Source organism: Heyndrickxia oleronia (genome assembly GCF_017809215.1).
GTDB classification, from domain to species: domain Bacteria; phylum Bacillota; class Bacilli; order Bacillales; family Bacillaceae_C; genus Heyndrickxia; species Heyndrickxia oleronia.
In genome coordinates, this window is the sequence record NZ_CP065424.1 from 673,998 (window position 1) to 690,478 (window position 16,481).

Here is a 16,481-nt window from a genome sequence, read left to right on the forward strand (position 1 = left end):
TATAAAATATTGATTTCATATCAGAGCGCTGGCCTTAAAATGTAATCGATTACATTCAAGGGGGAGCTTTATACAAAACAAAGGGGTGAATGTATTGAAAAAGTTACTAGTTTTATGTATAGGCTTATTAGCTGCTTTTGTCTTGGTAGCTTGTAGTAGTGAAAAAGGAAGTAGTAGTAAGATAGATGGAGACGATAAGTTAACAATCGGTATTTCGTTACCATCTGCCACACATGGGTGGATGGGAGCACTCATTGATAATGCTGAAAAACAAGCAAAGGAACTCAAGAAAAGTGAAGGAATTAACTATGTAATGACGAATGCAGCAGATCCTAATAAACAAGCAAATGATATTGATGATTTGATTTCACAAAAAGTGGATGTCATTGTCATGCTCCCAATTGAATCAGCTGCTCTGACTCCAGTAGGTCAGAAAATAAAAGATGCGGGTATTCCATTAGTCATTGTCGACCGAGAATTAGAAAACGATGCAGCAACAGTTGTGGTAAAAGGTGATAATGAAGGAATTGGTGTAAATGCAGGAAAGTATTTTATTGAGCAGTTAAAAGGCAAAGGAAAAGTTGTAGAGATTACAGGTCCGCCAAGCTCCGTGACAGAGCAGCGTGGAGCTGGATTTAAAGAAGCAATGGAGAGTGAAAGTGGAATTGAAATTATTGCCTCCCAGAGTGGCGACTTCTCAACGGAAAAATCATTAGAAGTAATGCAGAATATTTTACAAGCTCATTCTCAAATTGATGCAGTTTTTACACAGGATGATGGAATGGCACTAGGTGTCCTCCAAGCCATTAAAGAAGCCGGTCGTAAAGATATTCAATTTGTAACTGGTGCCGGTGGTGGCAAGGAAGTTTTTGAAAACATCAAGGATGGCGGACTTATTTCAGCAACCTTCTTATATTCACCTACGATGGTTGAGGATGCAGTGAAAATTGCAGCAACATTAGCTAAAGGGGAAGACCCAGAAGAAAAAATGGTCGTAAAAGAAGCCACTCAAGTGACAAAAGAAAATGTTGATGAGCACTATGATCCAGATTCAAAGTTTTAATTTCTAACTTTAAATTAGTATTCGGAAATACAATAGCTGTCGAATAGTTGTTGTATTTCCCCTTTTCCCTACAAAGGAGAGATGAAGAAATGTCTGCCAATCCTTTCATAGCGATGAAAAATATCGAAAAATCATTTAACGGTGTATCCGTTTTAAAGAAGGTTTCTTTGCAAGTCGAGAGTGGTGAAATTCATGCATTATTAGGTGAAAATGGCGCTGGGAAATCCACTTTGATGAATATACTAGGTGGAGTGCTCAAACCAGATGTTGGATCCATCATTATAAATGGGAATGAAGTGAAACTTACAAACCCACGTGTGTCACAGCAGTATGGAATCAGTTTTATTCACCAAGAATTAAATGTCGTTTCTGATTTACGAGTCTATGAAAATCTGTTTTTAGGATCAGAGCTGCGAAATAAATTTGGATTTTTAAAGGTAGAAGAAATGTGTAACCAAACAAGTGACATTTTAGCGTTATTAGGTGTGGATATTCATCCGAAGGAGTATGTACGAAATCTGGATACTTCCTACAAACAATTGATAGAAATATCCAAAGCACTCTTACATAAATCGAAACTAATTATTATGGACGAACCAACATCAGCATTGGCAGAACATGAGGTAGAACGGTTATTTGCAAAGATGAGAAATCTTAAGAACTCAGGTGTTTCCATCATCTATATTTCCCATAAACTGAAGGAAGTGAAAGAGATTTGTAATCGTTATACCGTACTGCGGGATGGGGAAGTAGTTGGGAATGGCGATATGGAAAATGAGAGTATAGAGACAATTACCAAACTCATGGTCGGTAAGGAAATTTCAGAAGAGCGCTTTACAAGAAAGCATACATTTGGTCCATCTGTACTCGAAGTGAGTAATTTGAGCAGTGAAGGACTATTTAAAAATATTCATTTTACTGTCCGGAAAGGTGAAATCGTTGGGTTTACTGGACTGGCTGGAGATGGAAGGACAGAGTTATTTGAAAGCTTATTTGGTTATCGAAAAAAATACTCGGGTGAGATTAAGGTTAATAGGCGGGTTGTAAAAATAGATCATCCACGAAAAGCATTAATCGCAGGAATTGGTCTTGTTCCAAAAGATAGAAAAGAAAATGCGATTATAAAAGATTTAAGTGTGATTCATAATATGAGCCTCTCTTCTTTAGGGCATTTTGAAAAATCGGGGTTTATTCATGAAGGGAAAGAAAAGAGTAAATTTGAATTTTATAAAAGGAAATTAAACATAAAAGTACACAATCCACGGATTACCATTGATAAGTTGAGTGGCGGAAATCAACAAAAAGTAATTATCGCTAAATGGCTAGAAGTTGATACGGAGATCATTATTTTTGATAACCCAACACAAGGGATAGACGTCGGTGCTAAACGAGAGATTTACCAGCATATTGTTGAATTAGCCGAGCAAGGAAAAGGGATTATTATCTTATCCTCAGAAGCTCCAGAAATTTTAAAGCTCTGTCATACCATTCATGTGATGTATCAAGGGGAAATAACGGCTCGCTTTACTGGTGAACAAGCTACAGAAGATGAAATTATGAGTTATGCAACTGGATCGAAAAGGGAGGTCCTTCATAATGGTTAATACTGAATTAAAGGAATCAAATCCACAACCAAAATCATCGAAAGCAAGCAATCGTTTCTCATGGCTATGGACAGATTATAGTGTAATTATTGCCTTCATCATTATTTTTATTGCTGCATCGATAATGAGTCCTAGATTCTTAGATATTAATAATCAAATGAATATATTAATGCAAGTTTCTATTATAGGTATCATTTCATTAGGAATGACTGTTGTGATGCTCTCCGGTGGAATCGACTTATCGGTTGGATCCGTCCTCGTCTTAGTTGGTGTCATTTCCGTTTTAGCATTAAATGCTTCAGGTAGTATTTTCGTTGCTATATTAACTGCATGTATCGTTGGTTCTTTTGCTGGTTTTTTGAACGGATTAATGGTGGCAAAAGGAAGGATTGCATCGTTTATTGCTACTTTAGGGATGATGGCTGCTGCACGTTCAATTGCCCTATATATAGCAAATGGCGGAAGTATTTCAGGGAAAGTATCTGGATTTACTGCTATTGCCAATAGTGATCTTTGGATTATCGATTATCCAATCATTATTTTTCTCGTTATGACCGTACTTGTCTATGTATTAATGCACAAAACAAGGTTTGGTCGCTATGTTTATGCTATAGGCAGTAATGAGAAAGCAGCTACTCTTTCCGCCATTCGTGTTGATCGTGTAAAACTAGCTGTATACAGCTTGGTAGGCTTATTAGTAAGTGTTGCTGCCGTTATTGAAACCTCCCGTCTAAATTCTATCTCATCCTCAAGCTCAGGGGTGTCTTATGAGCTAGATGCAATTGCTGCCGTTATTATTGGGGGCACAAGAATGACTGGTGGGAAGGGGAAAATTCTTGGCACATTTTTTGGTGTGCTTATTTTAGGAATTCTTAATAATATGATGAACTTAATGAATGTATCTCCACATCTTCAAGGCTTTGTAAAAGGATTGATCATCATTGTAGCAGTTGTCTTCCAAAAGAGAGAATAGGGAGGTATTCACTTGGATTTTAAAGTGGGGATTATAGGCTGTGGTTCAATAGCCAAATTGCGCCATGCACCAGAATATAAAGCGAATCCATTTGTAAAAGAAATCATATTTTATGATAGAAATATTGAGCGAGCAGAAAATCTTGCTACCATCTTCGGTGGAAGGGTAGCAGAAACTGTTGACGAGCTATTACTCGATCCTTCTATACAAATAATAAGTGATTGCTCATCGAATGAAAATCATCATATATTTTCTACAAAGGCTTTACTTAATGGTAAGCATGTATTATGTGAAAAACCAATATCATTAACGATGGAACATGCTAACGAAATCGTTGAAGCACAAAGAAAAACAGGTAACAAATTAATGATAGATCATAATCAACGCTTCACTCGTGCCCATCAAAAGGCTAAAGAAATGATTGCCAGCAAAGAATTTGGCAATGTGCTCACCTTTAGAACGACATTTGGGCATCAAGGACCAGAGCAGTGGGGAGTAAATAAAACAAGATCGACTTGGTTTTTTAAAAAGGATCGCTCTGGCCTTGGTGTAGCAGGTGATTTAGGGATCCACAAAATTGATTTACTACACTATTTATTAGACGATGAAGTCGAACAAGTTAGCGCCTTTCAAGGTGCTCTCGATAAAGTTGATGAAAACGGCAAGCCAATTGAGGTATGTGACAACATCGTCTGTATTTTAAAAACAAAGCAAGGACGACTTGGTACAGCCTCTTTTTCATGGACATATTATGGCGAAGAGGATAATAGTACGACGCTTTATTGTGAAAAAGGAATTATTAAAATATACAACAGCCCTGAAAACCAAATTGAAGTGATAACAAAAGAAGGAGAAAGGATTAACTATAAGCTTGAATCCATTCAAACAAATGATAACCAAACAAACACAGGTGTCATTGATGCATTCATTGATTGTGTTCGTTTAGACAAAGAACCACTTGTTAGCGGATCAGACGCTCTCTCTTCGTTGAAAGTAGTGTTAGGTATAATGGAAGCAGCGGAGCATAATTGTGTGATTCGTATTTAATCTTGTTCTAAATCCTTGTTCTTCATTGATACAAGTCTTAAAAACAATTATTAAAGAAAATTCCTTGCCATTAAAGCAAGGGATTTTTACTATAACTCTACCTTTTTATATTTGTAAGGTGAAAAATTACTATGAATCCACAAAATAAGAAATCAATATTTTTAACTAACAGATACAACAAAAATGACTACAAGTATAAATACCATTGCAAAAAGCCCCATTAGCTTCATAACGCGTTTTTGGGATAAGGAGTTATTTTCGTCCTTATTTTTACGAGTGATAATCAATGATAGTAAAAACCCAATAATAATAACTGCTAATATAATATATTTTTCCATCAAGTCATCTCTCCCTTATATTCATCTCTCCGAACACTTATCAATAAATCTTTGAATATATAACAAAGGAAATAAATAAGGTGCTAATTAATAATGCGGACAATAGATGAAGCATCTCATTTGCAGTTAGTATAATAAAATCGAATTGGGTCCCCATATTAAAGACAATTAAATAGATCAGCATTGCAACAAAAGAAGCAAACATTCCTTTTTGCCTAATGAGTTTCATCCGTTCGTCCTTTTGTTTGAACTGAGGATATAAGTAGGATAAACAAAAACTCATAATCGCCATTGCTAGTTGAATAAATATCATAGTTGAAGGAGCAGTGTTTGCTTTAATACTAGCCAGTATCAAAAATCCAGCCATCATTAAAAAGAGCATACCTAGTATGAAGAAGGGTATTCTTGAATAATGCATCTGGCAATCCTCCTAGTTTTTAAAATCCTTCACTTATAATCTTCTTCTTCTAAAAAAAATAGGCTTTCTACATTTGTTTCAAATAATTCTGCCATTATCATTGCTAAGGGGAGGGAGGGGTTATATTTCCCCTTCTCAATTGAAATAATGGTTTGCCTAGATACCCTTAATTTTTCTGCTAATCTGTCTTGGGAATAGCCATATTTTTTTCGGTATTCAGGTACCTTATTTTTCAACCACCATCACCTCTTTGGAATTATTTTACTGTAAAGTTAGCTTTACGTCAAGTTTCCTTTACGTTCTGAATAATTTTTTAAAGGTTTTCCCCAGTAAATGGCTTTAAGCCCATATTTATCATGGTGTATCGCTTTCAAACTTCAACTATAATTTATATTTGGAGTAAAAGGAAAAGGTGGAAATGTATGAAAAAGTTTTTAAAATTCAGCAGTTTATTTGTAGCTGGGATTTGTTTATTCAATCTATTTTTATTTGAACATGTACAAGCAGCTACAAAGAGTTATACGATCTCGGATATGAGAAGTGGTAGTTCTGGTTTCGATGAGATCAGTGATTTTTTAGCTTCTGATACGATTGATGGGTTCGTTGATCCGAAAACAGGAGCAATGAGCTTTAAGCCAAATCAGAATGTGACGCGTGCCCAATTTGCTAAATTATTATTAAATGCAATGGGGATTCAACCACAAAAAGAGAAACAGAAGTTTAGTGATGTAATTCCAAGTCAATGGTATGCCGATTATGTGAATACAGCTAGTGAGCTTGGAATCATCTTGGGAAATACTGATGGTACATTCAAGCCTGATAATAATATTACTCGTGGGCAGATTGCTGCCATGCTTGTTCGTGCATTTAATGGAACAGTAAGCTTTCCGAAAACTACTAATCAATCGTTTTCAGATGTTTCCAGTAAGACTACTTTTGTAAATGAAATTAATCAAGCAGCTTCGCTAAAAATTATAAGAGGATTCGAAGATGGGTCATTTAAACCGGAAAATCCAGCTACTCGTGGACAAGCAGTAGTGATGATTTATCGAACTCTTGCTCAAGAAAAACCTAATATAGCATCCAATCAAGAAGTAAAAAATGTTGTAACGAATTATTTGAAAGATGTTAATAATACATATACATCAACTGATTTTGAAGCGTCACGTTTAACCAATGTATTTGATTCTTATGGAAGTGGCTATTTTTATGCCTCAGGAATTGAAATGATTGGAGATATTAAGAAGCAAATTCAGAATAATAGTCAACTTGTTTTACAGGATAGTAGTAAAAGCATAAAAGCGGATGTTTTATTCCTGTCTGATCGCTATGCAGACATTTTAATTTCTAATGCACCTATTCCGAACGTTAAGAACTCAGATGGGAAATTAGTAGAACTTGAGAATTTAAATGAAAATGGGCTTTACTCCTTGAAAAAAACAGCTAACGGTTGGAAGATTTATAATTTCAAAAAAGGCTCTGACGGGATTTCTTCGCCTCGAGTTAAAAAAACATTAAATTATATTGTATCAAAAGAAGAGTCAATAAAGTTAAGTGGCGTAAGTATGGAGGATAGTATTATAGATCCCAATAAGCCCTATATCTATATGATTGATAAAAAGAAACGTCAGCTAATAACGATCAATTATGAGAATAAGAAAACGAAAGTTGTGCCATTAAATTATGAGCCTTCAGGATTATCACTATCTGAGGATGGCTCTAAACTTTATATTGTTAATAAAAGCACGAAGTATTTACTTTCGATATATAATCCATCCACAAATGCAATTGAAACCAATTTAACTTATGAAGTAGTGGATACTCAAGATAATAGCGGTCCACGTCATGTATATGCGCATGATCATAAGATTTTTGTGGTGGATGGGTCATGGGCACCTAAATTAATTGTCTTGAACGCGGATACTTATCAACCCATTGATATCCCAAAAATCGAAGGCATAGGATCAATGGTTTTTTCAAAGGATAATAAACAGTTCTATTACTGGTACCAATATGGTTGGAACGCAGGATGGGCTAAGAGTAATATCTATAAATATTCCATTGATGGAGATAAACTAACTGCAGTGGATAATACAAATAATCGTTATCCAGATTTAGACAGAGACCCACTAGATGCACCAATTATCCTATTAGAAGATAAGAATCTAGTGATCTCAAAAACACATATGTTTGATGCTAATGATTTATCCCTATTGAACATTTTTCCAGAACCCATATATGCAGCATCATCAGACCTAAATATCGCCGTAGGAAAGAATGGTGTCTATAACTTAACAAATACACTACAAGTAAATGACTTCGATTTCACAGGCTATGTGATCCAAAAAATGGATTTCAAACAAAACGATCTGTTCCTATTCAGAAAAAACGGAAACGACATAATCATCGACCGGATGAATATTGAGGAAGCATAGGGACGGTTCTTTTGCTTCGGAGAGGGAATGCTGTTTAGCATTGACTAAAATAAATAGAAAGCTCCATGGAGAGAACAATCTCTATGGAGCTTTCTGTTTGTATTAATCTTTAGGTCTACTACAACGTTCAGTCATTTCCCATTAAAAAAGTTAGACCATAGGAGATCTATCAACATATTAATAGGAAGAATTATAGGCTTTTACCTTCACCTTTGATACTTTTCCGCTAATTTCATCAGGTAATTCAGGATAATTTAATTCAAATTTCTCAGAGCCATTAGGATCTAAGCTTATATCTAATGTCCTTTTTAAAACACCTAGTAACTCATCTTTATCATTATACAATGCTGCAGAAATAAGAATATTCTCTGCCTTTTCAGAGTGGGGATTTGTAACAGTTCCTGTCACAAGATAAGGCATTTGAATATCTGAATGTTTTCCTTTAGATAATTCTATATTATCGGTTTCTAGCATCATTGGTTCGTCATCGGTTTTGCTAGATTCAATATTAATTTGGGTATTCTTTAATTCTGCGGGATCCTTGACTGTTTCTAATGTTATGGACTCAGTAATATATGCAGTTTCATTAGGTGGAATGATATCCGGTATTGGAGAAATCATAGGTGCGGTTTGTAGACTCTTTTCATCACCGTCTAGAAAATCTACTACTATATCATCAATCCTAGCCGACACATTTCCAGTGTTTTTTAGTTCGGCAGAATAATTGACCCAAACTGCTCCAGTTGTACCTTTCCATGCCGCGAATGTTTCATTTAAAATATCGACCTTCGTCTCTTCTTTTTTTCATTCACTTCTTTTTTGCTGTGCTGAGATTCATCAGTCTTTGCAGTCTTTGACTCCGAACTGCATGCGGTTAAAGCAAGTATAAATAGGCATCCTAGAAGGAATAAACATATTTTTTTCAAAGTAAAACCCCCTAAAATATATGAGCGTAACTTATCCCCATTTACTAGTTTATCAGAAAAATCATAGGGACGGTTCTCCTGCTTCCATTTTTGGTGCATGGTATTCCTAAGATTTTGTCGAAAGTTTAATAGATAGATAGGGAGGAAAGGAAAGCTTCATAGAGAGAAATCTCTTTGGGGCTTTTGATTTTTTTTATTTCGTTTGGATAGCCGAAATTAAAGGAGCCGTCTTTTAATAATCTTAATGAGTTCTTCCATGTGCGCTTCGAAAAGTAGAATCTAAGTCCAAAGGGATTGAGGGGTGTGGAATACTACTCCAATGTTTTTGTGTCGCATCTTCTAATAGAACTGCATCCATCACTTGCTTTTTTGCTTCACAAAAATCATCGAATAAAGGATATTGTTTACGATATTTATTATAGATTCGTTTATGTTCTAGCTTAAACCGTTTAGTTTCAATTGGATGTAAGATTAATTCAGTTAAAAGTTGTTTTTCGAAATCCGTGTATTGTTTATTTAAATATATTGCCTGAATGAATCCTTTTATCCCCATGGTATTTGCTCGGTCATAGTATGTTTTTGGGATTATCTGTTTAAACATGTATTTTTGAATCTTTTTCGCATCTATGCCCAATGTTTTAGATATTGAAGACTCATCCATTTTGAACTTATGAATCAGTTCATGAATCAAAATTTCTTTGTAAATTACTTTTTCATTAAGAGCTAGACATCTTTGTAAAGTTGCAATTTTTCTATCCTTTGCCGAAGGAAATGAATCTAATACTAAGCAAAGAAATCGCTTCTCTTTTTGTAAACATCTAATTCCATCTACATATTTAAAACCGCCAATAACATTGAATTTTTTATTCTTTCCTTTTTCAACAAAAATAAATGGCGTTTTTGAGTTTTCTAAAAGATCAATGTAATTAAATGCTGTATTTCTTCCCACAGATTCTCCGTGGAATGCTACAAGCTCCTGAAGAGTAAGCTTCGCTAAAGTCATCCTGTCATACCACCTTCCACTATGTTCCTAAACTATATGTATGGAAGATTTTGTCTTATTCGTATTTGCAGTTTAATAAAATAATAAAGTAATAGATTAATTTTTATTGTTTGGAAATGTTACTGTAACTCAATTATTTTATAAAAAAATAATTACATATACGTTAAGAATAAATTTTAGTATATTTCTATTTTTTACCGTTGAGAAACTCCCCCTAAAATTAAAAAGTGCAAATCATCAAAAAAAAGAAACACATCAATCCTTTAAAGTAATGTATAATTACTAAATATTTAAAATTAACTAAAAACTATATTGCTTATATTTTTTATTGCTGTTATACTTTAAAAAATAAATTATCTAGGCGTTTAAGTTAAATGATAGTAAACTTAAATTGTGGAAAGAAAAGATATAATATTATAACAATTTAAGGAGAATTACATGAAAGTAAACAAGAATTTACCTACACCTTTATATCATCAAGTAAAGGATTACCTAGAAGAAAAAATCATTTCTGGTGAATGGGAACCAGGTTTTCAGTTACCAACAGAAAAGGAGCTATCGTCCCAATTTCAAGTAAGTAGCATTACGGTAAAAAGGGCGATTCATGATCTGGTAAACAAAGGAGTTCTCTATCGTCAAAGAGCAAAAGGGACTTTTGTCAGTAAAAGAGAGGATAAAGATATATACCAGCTAGTGTCACTCCGGAATGAAGCGGATGAATCAAAACACCATCCCCATAAATCATTGTCATTCAAGGAAGAAGAAGCTGGTGTGAAAATTGGTAAGATGCTTGAAATCAATGCGAAAGAAAAAGTTTATAAAATTCACAGATTAAAAATTGAAGAAGAGACGCCAGTAGGAATTGAATATACCTATATTCCAAGTTCCCTATTTCCAGGTCTCACAGAAACAATGATAGAAGATGACCTTTTCTATAATGTTTTTACGAATAAATATGGGTTGAAATTAGAGAAAGCCAAAATCTTTTTCTCTACCATTATTGCAGATGAGTATGAAGCAGCCCTTTTAAACATACCTAAAGGCGAGCAGCTATTTGTATTAGAGAGGTTTACACATACAGAGGATCAGCAAATTATTGAATACTCAAGGTTTATTATTAGGCAAGAGAAATCCAGGTATTATATCGAAGTAAAGCTTTAAAAAATATCTTGTTATTTTACATATAATTTTTATTTTAAAAGAATATAATATTATAACTTTATAACTTTAGTTTAGTAAATTTTGATTAAGAAGGGGATGATATGAACTTATGAAAATTATTGTAATCGGTTCGGGAATTGTTGGTTCAAGTACAGCTTACCACTTGGCAAAAAAGGGTGCTGAAGTATTTTTAGTTGATAGACTTCATGATGGGCAAGCAACAGCAGCAGGTGCTGGAATCGTTTGTCCATGGATTAGTAGCGTAAATAATAAGGATTGGTATACTCTTGCAAATGCTGGAGCATGTTACTATCCAAAACTAGTTTCTCAACTTAAAGAAGATGGAGAGAGCAATATAGGCTATGGATTAGTAGGTGCACTTGCTGTTAGTAATGACGATGAAGAACTAAATGTGATTGAACAAACGGCTAGAACACGCCAATTGGAAACACCAGAGGTCGGCGAGGTTAGGCGTTTATCAGGTAGAGAAGCCCGTGAACTTTTCCCACCTTTAAATGAAGATCTTAAAGCTGTCTATGTATCAGGTGCAGCTCGAGTTGACGGGAGATTATTGAGGGATGCTTTAAAAAGAGGTGCAGAAAAGCATGGTGCACAATTATATACCGGATTGGCCAGCCTCGAAATCGTGAATGAAAAAGTAACTGGAGTTCATGTGAATGGTGAGGTTTTATCTGCTGATGCAGTAGTACTAACAGCGGGAGCCTGGATATCTGAAATGTTAGAACCGTATGGAATTGGACTGCAGGTTGAGCCACAGCGCGGACAAATCGTTCATTTAAAGCTTCCAGATCAAGATACCTCCAATTGGCCAGTTATCCTTCCGCAAAGTAGTCACTATCTTGTTAGTTTTGAAGATTCGAGAATAGTTGTAGGAGCAACGAGAGAATCGGGTTCTGGTTTTGATTATCGTGTAACTGCAGCCGGTGTAAAGGAAGTTATTGAAGAAGCCTTATTTGTAGCACCTGGTCTTTCAAATAGTACATTGCATGAAGTAAGGGTTGGATTTAGACCCATTAGTGCAGATATTCTTCCTTTATTAGGACATATACCGGCAGTAAATGGATTAATCATTGCCAATGGACTCGGTGCATCCGGTTTAACGATGGGACCATTCGTTGGTAACCTAGCAGCTAAGTTGGCTCTTAATGAAAAATTGGAATTAGATATTACCCCTTATTATCCTCTTAGACATTCTCAAAATTTAAAGCATTGTTGAAGTATTACCGTTCACTATATTGGTTTTTCACCTTTTATGTATTCCCAATAAGAAATTTTATTCTCAAAGATTATATGATTAAAATCTTAAGGGGATAAAATTTCAGAATTGTCACAATAGAGATGGATTTTAGTAGATGTTATTTGGTTTTATAACAAATTGAACAAGGGGGAAATAAGTTGAAAAAACAATTCTTTGTATTATTCATTTGCCTTTTCCTTATGATCATGTCAGCATGTGGGAACAAAACAGGAAATAAAGCGAATGAAGGTAACGGTAGTGACAAAACGTTAGTTTTAGCGGCTTATGGTGGTAGTTATGAGAAAAAAATGAAGGAATCAGTTATTCCAAAATTTGAGAAGAAGTATGGTGTAAAAGTTAAGTATATAACCGGAAGCTCGGTTGATACATTATCAAAGCTTCAAGCACAAAAGGATCACCCACAGATCGATGTTGCTTTTTTAGATGATGGACCACAAGCACAAGCAAAAGCCTTTGGACTTTTAGCACCATTAGATGAAAAAGTAGTTACGAATATGGAACATGTTTATGACATAGCAAAAGATGAAGATAATATTGGGATTGGCTTTGGAATTATCTCAACAGGGCTTGCCTATAACAAAGAACTATTTGAGAAAAACGGATGGGAGCCATTGAAATCATGGAATGATTTAGCAGACTCCAAATTTAAAGGGAATTTAGTATTACCATCGATTGCAAATACTTATGGTGTCCACTTGCTCATCATGGCAGCAAAAGCTAATGGAGGAAGTGAAGAAGATATAGAGCCGGGCTTTGAAGCTCTGAAAAAAATCGCAAAGAATGCCGTAACGTTTGATAAAACAGCCGATGTATCTAACTACTTCTTACAGGGACAAACAGTAGCGAGTGCGTGGGGAAGTAGTCGGGTGTATACATTGCAGGACACAGGTTTCCCGATTGAATATGTTGTACCTGAGGAAGGTGCGATTGCATTGATGTCAACCATAAGTGTCGTAAAGAATGCACCTAATAATGATTTAGCACAAAAATTTGTAAATTATGTATTAAGTGAAGAGGTTCAAAAGGATTTTTCACAAGCGCTATTTGATGGTCCCGTTAATAAAAATGTGAAACTAGAAGGAGAGATCACAAAGAAGATTCCATATGGCCAGGAGGAAATTGACAAATTAATCAAAGTAAATTGGAAGCTTGTCAATGAAAAGCGTGCGGAATGGACGGAAAGAGCCAATAAAGAAATTGAAATCTCGCATTAATGAAGAGGTGATTAGATGAGTTATTTAAGTTTGCAGGATATTGTTAAAAGTTTCAATCAAGTTGAGGTTGTTAAACAGCTAAGTTTAGATATTCAGCAAGGTGAGCTCATATCATTCCTAGGACCATCTGGATGTGGGAAAACAACGACCTTAAATATGATTGCAGGTTTTTTGGATGTTGACGGAGGAAGAATCATGGTGGATGGGGCACCTGTTCACTTACTTCCGCCAAATAAAAGGGAAATGGGCATGGTTTTTCAAAATTATGCTCTATTTCCCCATATGACCGTATTTAATAATGTAGCCTATGGATTAAAGCTCCGTAAGGTTCCAAATAATGAAATCAAAATTCGAGTAGCAGAAGCATTAGAAATGGTTAGATTGTCTGCCTATGAGAATCGTTACCCAAGGGAATTATCAGGGGGACAGCAGCAGCGTGTTTCGTTGGCAAGAGCATTGGTCGTTAAACCAAAGGTGCTTCTTCTAGATGAGCCTTTAAGTAATCTCGACGCGAAGCTCCGCCAAGAAATGAGAGAAGAAATTGTGACAATCCAGAAACAGGTAAAGATTACTACGATATTCGTTACTCATGATCAGGAGGAGGCACTTGCTATATCTGATCGCATTGCTGTAATGAATGAAGGATGCATTGAACAAGTCGATGATCCCACAACCATTTATAATCATCCAAAAACGGATTTTGTATCGAAATTTATTGGTGAAGTAAACCAAGTACAAGGGAATGTTCTCGAAACCTTTGAAAATAATGTATGTAAAATTAGCTTTTACGGCAATGAACAGTTTGTGCCTGTTCAAACCTCTGGAAATAAGGAAATGAGTTTCTTTATTCGACCGGAAAGGATCAAAATATCACAGGAGGAAGGTGGCAATAGCTTCCAGACAAGAGTCGAAAGGAAAATATTCCTTGGTTCAAAAACAAGATATATTTTAAATGTGAAAGAGAAAAAACTCATTGCAGATATTTCAAATACAGAGTTGAATCCCCATCATATTGAAGAGGGAGAGAATGTTTATACCTATTGGGAGCCTGAGGACTTATTACCTTCAAAAGAGGTGAGTTGAGACGATGCAAGGAGAAATCGCAACGAATCCAGATCAATCATTGTTAATACAGCAAAAAAAGAAGAAAAATTTCAGGAAAAAACTTGATATTTGGTTATTACTATTACCTACACTGCTTATCTTTATCTTTTTCTTTTTAGTTCCGTTAGTTTTTCTATTTGTGACTAGCTTCAAAACCTTTGATGCGAATAGTGGAATTGGAAATGAATGGACGTTTCAAAATTATATAAAATTCCTGACTGATTCCTTTTATTTAAGCGTATTATGGCGAACTGTGAAAATTGCGCTACTAACGACATTCATCACAATCATCATATCCTATCCAGTTGCCTACCAAATCTCAAAGGTTAAAGGGAGATTAAAAAACTTCTTAACTCTTATCGTATTATCGCCATTATTAATAAGTATGGTCATCCGCTCTTATGGTTGGGTCATTATTCTTTCTAATAAAGGAGTCATTAATAATACATTGATGGATTTAGGGATTATAAATCAACCACTTACCTTACTTTATACAGAATTCAGCGTTATTTTAGGGATGATTCATGTGTTGTTTCCTTATATGGTGTTAACGATTATGGGATCTCTTGAGAGAATAGATCCGTCTGTCATTAGGGCATCGCAAAATCTTGGAGCAAGTTCTGCAAGAACCTTTTTTTCAGTCATGTTGCCGCTAACTTTACCAGGAATCTTTGCTGGTTCAGTGATGGTATTTAGCTTAAGTGTTAGCTCATTTGTCACACCAGCCATTCTTGGTGGACCCCAAGTAAAAGTAATGTCTTATTTAACCTATGAACAAACGGCTGTGATGTTGAATTGGCCATATGGTTCAGCAATTGGTTTCCTTCTCATCTTTTTAGCCATTATTACGATCATTATCTATAGTAGAATATTAGCTTATTCTGAAAAAGGAGTGGCTATTCAATGAGAAAAAAACTTCCAAAACTTACGTTAAATACATTTTGTATCATCGTATATCTATTTTTACTGGCACCTATTGTCGTTGTTTTATTTTCATCCTTGACGAAGACAGAATATATTACGTTTCCACCAAAGGGTTTGACATTACGCTGGTACACCGAATTAATCAATCATCCTGAATTTATGCAATCGTTTATTTTGAGTATTGTAGTCGCACTAGGAACGGCAATATTTTCAACAGTTATCGGCACTTTAGCATCACTTGCAATTGTAAGAAATCAATTCAAGGGAAAAGAAGCAATTGTACAGTTAGTCGGTTCACCACTTTTAATTCCGTCCGTCGTGTTTGGGGTCGCACTTCTTCAATATTATTCATGGATTGGTCTTGCTGCCAGTCCGCTTGCCTTGATAATTGGACATATCATTTTAACTGTTCCTTTTGTGCTACGTTTAGTCGTTGCTAGTTTAGTAGATTTTGACCGTTCCATTGAACGAGCTGCTATGAATCTAGGAGCGGGTTCTTGGAAGGTATTTTTCCACATTACCCTACCAATGATCAAATCCGGGGTGATTGCGGGCTGTATCTTTGCTTTTATTACCTCCTTTGATGATTTGACTGTAGCCTTATTTATCGTTAGTACGGATGTTGTAACCCTACCAGTAAGAATCTATACGTATATGCAATACCAATACGACCCTATTATTACGTCTATCTCAAGCATCATGATTATATTGACCATTATATTAATGATCGTCATTGAAAAGGTCTTAGGTGTTGGAAAGGTATTTGCATCTAAATAGGGACGGTTCTTGTGCTTCCATTTATGGTATCTGGTACTCCTCGGATTTTGAAAAGCTTAGTAGATATATAAGGAAGATAGAGAGGTTTACGCATACAGAGGATCAGAAAATTATTGAATATTCAAGATTCATTATTAGACAAGAAAAATCGAGATATTATATTGAAATTAGACTTTAGTGATATAAGGTCTAATTTGTACTCATAAAATATAAAG

The 16,481-nt window shown here is 35.2% G+C and carries 16 protein-coding genes; 11 read left to right on the plus strand and 5 right to left on the minus strand.

All coding sequences use genetic code 11. The annotated features are described in order from the left end of the window. The first annotated feature begins 85 nt into the window (after nucleotides 1–85). The 4 genes from I5818_RS03525 to I5818_RS03540 all read left to right on the plus strand — a co-directional run bounded on the left by I5818_RS03525 (nucleotide 86) and on the right by I5818_RS03540 (nucleotide 4,687). Complete coding sequence (locus I5818_RS03525; protein WP_244975362.1) at nucleotides 86–1,063, plus strand: substrate-binding domain-containing protein; 978 nt, start codon at nucleotides 86–88, stop codon at nucleotides 1,061–1,063. Nucleotides 1,064–1,152: 89 nt separating this feature from the next. Continuing rightward, nucleotides 1,153–2,667, plus strand: a complete 1,515-nt coding sequence (locus I5818_RS03530; RefSeq protein ID WP_078109687.1) for a sugar ABC transporter ATP-binding protein — start codon at nucleotides 1,153–1,155, stop codon at nucleotides 2,665–2,667. Continuing rightward, on the plus strand, nucleotides 2,660–3,640 hold the full coding sequence (locus I5818_RS03535) for an ABC transporter permease (protein WP_078109686.1): 981 nt from the start codon (nucleotides 2,660–2,662) through the stop codon (nucleotides 3,638–3,640). The genes I5818_RS03530 and I5818_RS03535 overlap by 8 nt, the downstream gene beginning before the upstream one ends. 12 nt (nucleotides 3,641–3,652) lie before the next feature. Continuing rightward, nucleotides 3,653–4,687: a Gfo/Idh/MocA family protein gene (locus tag I5818_RS03540; RefSeq protein ID WP_078109685.1), complete on the plus strand. Its 1,035-nt coding sequence runs from the start codon at nucleotides 3,653–3,655 to the stop codon at nucleotides 4,685–4,687. Nucleotides 4,688–4,848: 161 nt separating this feature from the next. Here I5818_RS03540 and I5818_RS03545 read toward each other — a convergent pair whose 3' ends face one another. From I5818_RS03545 to I5818_RS03555, 3 genes are read right to left on the minus strand one after another with little or no spacing between them, the layout of a single operon-like run. Continuing rightward, nucleotides 4,849–5,025, minus strand: coding sequence for a hypothetical protein (locus tag I5818_RS03545; protein ID WP_169846988.1), 177 nt, complete (start codon nucleotides 5,023–5,025; stop codon nucleotides 4,849–4,851). Nucleotides 5,026–5,065: 40 nt separating this feature from the next. Next, on the minus strand, nucleotides 5,066–5,443 hold the full coding sequence (locus I5818_RS03550) for a permease (protein ID WP_078111433.1): 378 nt from the start codon (nucleotides 5,441–5,443) through the stop codon (nucleotides 5,066–5,068). A 29-nt stretch (nucleotides 5,444–5,472) separates the two neighbouring features. Further along, nucleotides 5,473–5,679, minus strand: coding sequence for a helix-turn-helix transcriptional regulator (locus tag I5818_RS03555; RefSeq protein ID WP_071974712.1), 207 nt, complete (start codon nucleotides 5,677–5,679; stop codon nucleotides 5,473–5,475). A 186-nt stretch (nucleotides 5,680–5,865) separates the two neighbouring features. Between I5818_RS03555 and I5818_RS03560 the strand changes: the two genes are divergently transcribed. Next, nucleotides 5,866–7,878: an S-layer homology domain-containing protein gene (locus tag I5818_RS03560; RefSeq protein WP_169846989.1), complete on the plus strand. Its 2,013-nt coding sequence runs from the start codon at nucleotides 5,866–5,868 to the stop codon at nucleotides 7,876–7,878. Nucleotides 7,879–8,055: 177 nt separating this feature from the next. On the opposite strand, the gene I5818_RS03565 is transcribed toward I5818_RS03560, so the two are convergent. Then, a complete protein-coding gene (locus I5818_RS03565; protein ID WP_078111435.1) occupies nucleotides 8,056–8,571 on the minus strand; it encodes an FxLYD domain-containing protein in 516 nt (171 codons plus the stop codon). 474 nt (nucleotides 8,572–9,045) lie between these two features. Further along, nucleotides 9,046–9,807: a hypothetical protein gene (locus I5818_RS03570; protein ID WP_078111436.1), complete on the minus strand. Its 762-nt coding sequence runs from the start codon at nucleotides 9,805–9,807 to the stop codon at nucleotides 9,046–9,048. A gap of 438 nt (nucleotides 9,808–10,245) precedes the next feature. On the opposite strand from I5818_RS03570, the gene I5818_RS03575 reads away from it, so the two are divergent. The 6 genes from I5818_RS03575 to I5818_RS03600 all read left to right on the plus strand — a co-directional run bounded on the left by I5818_RS03575 (nucleotide 10,246) and on the right by I5818_RS03600 (nucleotide 16,266). Next, nucleotides 10,246–10,968 (plus strand): GntR family transcriptional regulator, encoded by a 723-nt coding sequence (locus I5818_RS03575; RefSeq protein ID WP_058004594.1) that lies wholly within the window; start codon nucleotides 10,246–10,248, stop codon nucleotides 10,966–10,968. 109 nt (nucleotides 10,969–11,077) lie between these two features. Further along, nucleotides 11,078–12,205 (plus strand): NAD(P)/FAD-dependent oxidoreductase, encoded by a 1,128-nt coding sequence (locus I5818_RS03580; protein WP_078110209.1) that lies wholly within the window; start codon nucleotides 11,078–11,080, stop codon nucleotides 12,203–12,205. 179 nt (nucleotides 12,206–12,384) lie between these two features. Beyond that, nucleotides 12,385–13,461 carry an ABC transporter substrate-binding protein gene (locus I5818_RS03585; RefSeq protein ID WP_235849651.1) on the plus strand — a complete coding sequence of 359 codons (1,077 nt, stop codon included), beginning with the start codon at nucleotides 12,385–12,387 and terminating at the stop codon, nucleotides 13,459–13,461. Between the two features lie 15 nt (nucleotides 13,462–13,476). Continuing rightward, nucleotides 13,477–14,544, plus strand: coding sequence for an ABC transporter ATP-binding protein (locus tag I5818_RS03590; protein ID WP_078110210.1), 1,068 nt, complete (start codon nucleotides 13,477–13,479; stop codon nucleotides 14,542–14,544). Nucleotides 14,545–14,548: 4 nt separating this feature from the next. Next, a complete protein-coding gene (locus I5818_RS03595; protein ID WP_078110211.1) occupies nucleotides 14,549–15,472 on the plus strand; it encodes an ABC transporter permease in 924 nt (307 codons plus the stop codon). Next, a complete protein-coding gene (locus tag I5818_RS03600) occupies nucleotides 15,469–16,266 on the plus strand; it encodes an ABC transporter permease (protein WP_078110212.1) in 798 nt (265 codons plus the stop codon). The genes I5818_RS03595 and I5818_RS03600 overlap by 4 nt, the downstream gene beginning before the upstream one ends. Nucleotides 16,267–16,481 lie beyond the last annotated feature (215 nt).

What these genes read in the sequence shown, in the direction of transcription:
- I5818_RS03530 (WP_078109687.1), top strand. Translation starts at nt 1,153, where the DNA reads ATGTCTGCCAATCCTTTCATAGCGATGAAAAATATCGAAAAATCATTT.
- I5818_RS03535 (WP_078109686.1), top strand. Translation starts at nt 2,660, where the DNA reads ATGGTTAATACTGAATTAAAGGAATCAAATCCACAACCAAAATCATCG.
- I5818_RS03545 (WP_169846988.1), bottom strand. Translation starts at nt 5,025, where the DNA reads ATGGAAAAATATATTATATTAGCAGTTATTATTATTGGGTTTTTACTA.
- I5818_RS03550 (WP_078111433.1), bottom strand. Translation starts at nt 5,443, where the DNA reads ATGCATTATTCAAGAATACCCTTCTTCATACTAGGTATGCTCTTTTTA.
- I5818_RS03560 (WP_169846989.1), top strand. Translation starts at nt 5,866, where the DNA reads ATGAAAAAGTTTTTAAAATTCAGCAGTTTATTTGTAGCTGGGATTTGT.
- I5818_RS03570 (WP_078111436.1), bottom strand. Translation starts at nt 9,807, where the DNA reads ATGACTTTAGCGAAGCTTACTCTTCAGGAGCTTGTAGCATTCCACGGA.
- I5818_RS03575 (WP_058004594.1), top strand. Translation starts at nt 10,246, where the DNA reads ATGAAAGTAAACAAGAATTTACCTACACCTTTATATCATCAAGTAAAG.
- I5818_RS03580 (WP_078110209.1), top strand. Translation starts at nt 11,078, where the DNA reads ATGAAAATTATTGTAATCGGTTCGGGAATTGTTGGTTCAAGTACAGCT.
- I5818_RS03590 (WP_078110210.1), top strand. Translation starts at nt 13,477, where the DNA reads ATGAGTTATTTAAGTTTGCAGGATATTGTTAAAAGTTTCAATCAAGTT.
- I5818_RS03595 (WP_078110211.1), top strand. Translation starts at nt 14,549, where the DNA reads ATGCAAGGAGAAATCGCAACGAATCCAGATCAATCATTGTTAATACAG.
- I5818_RS03600 (WP_078110212.1), top strand. Translation starts at nt 15,469, where the DNA reads ATGAGAAAAAAACTTCCAAAACTTACGTTAAATACATTTTGTATCATC.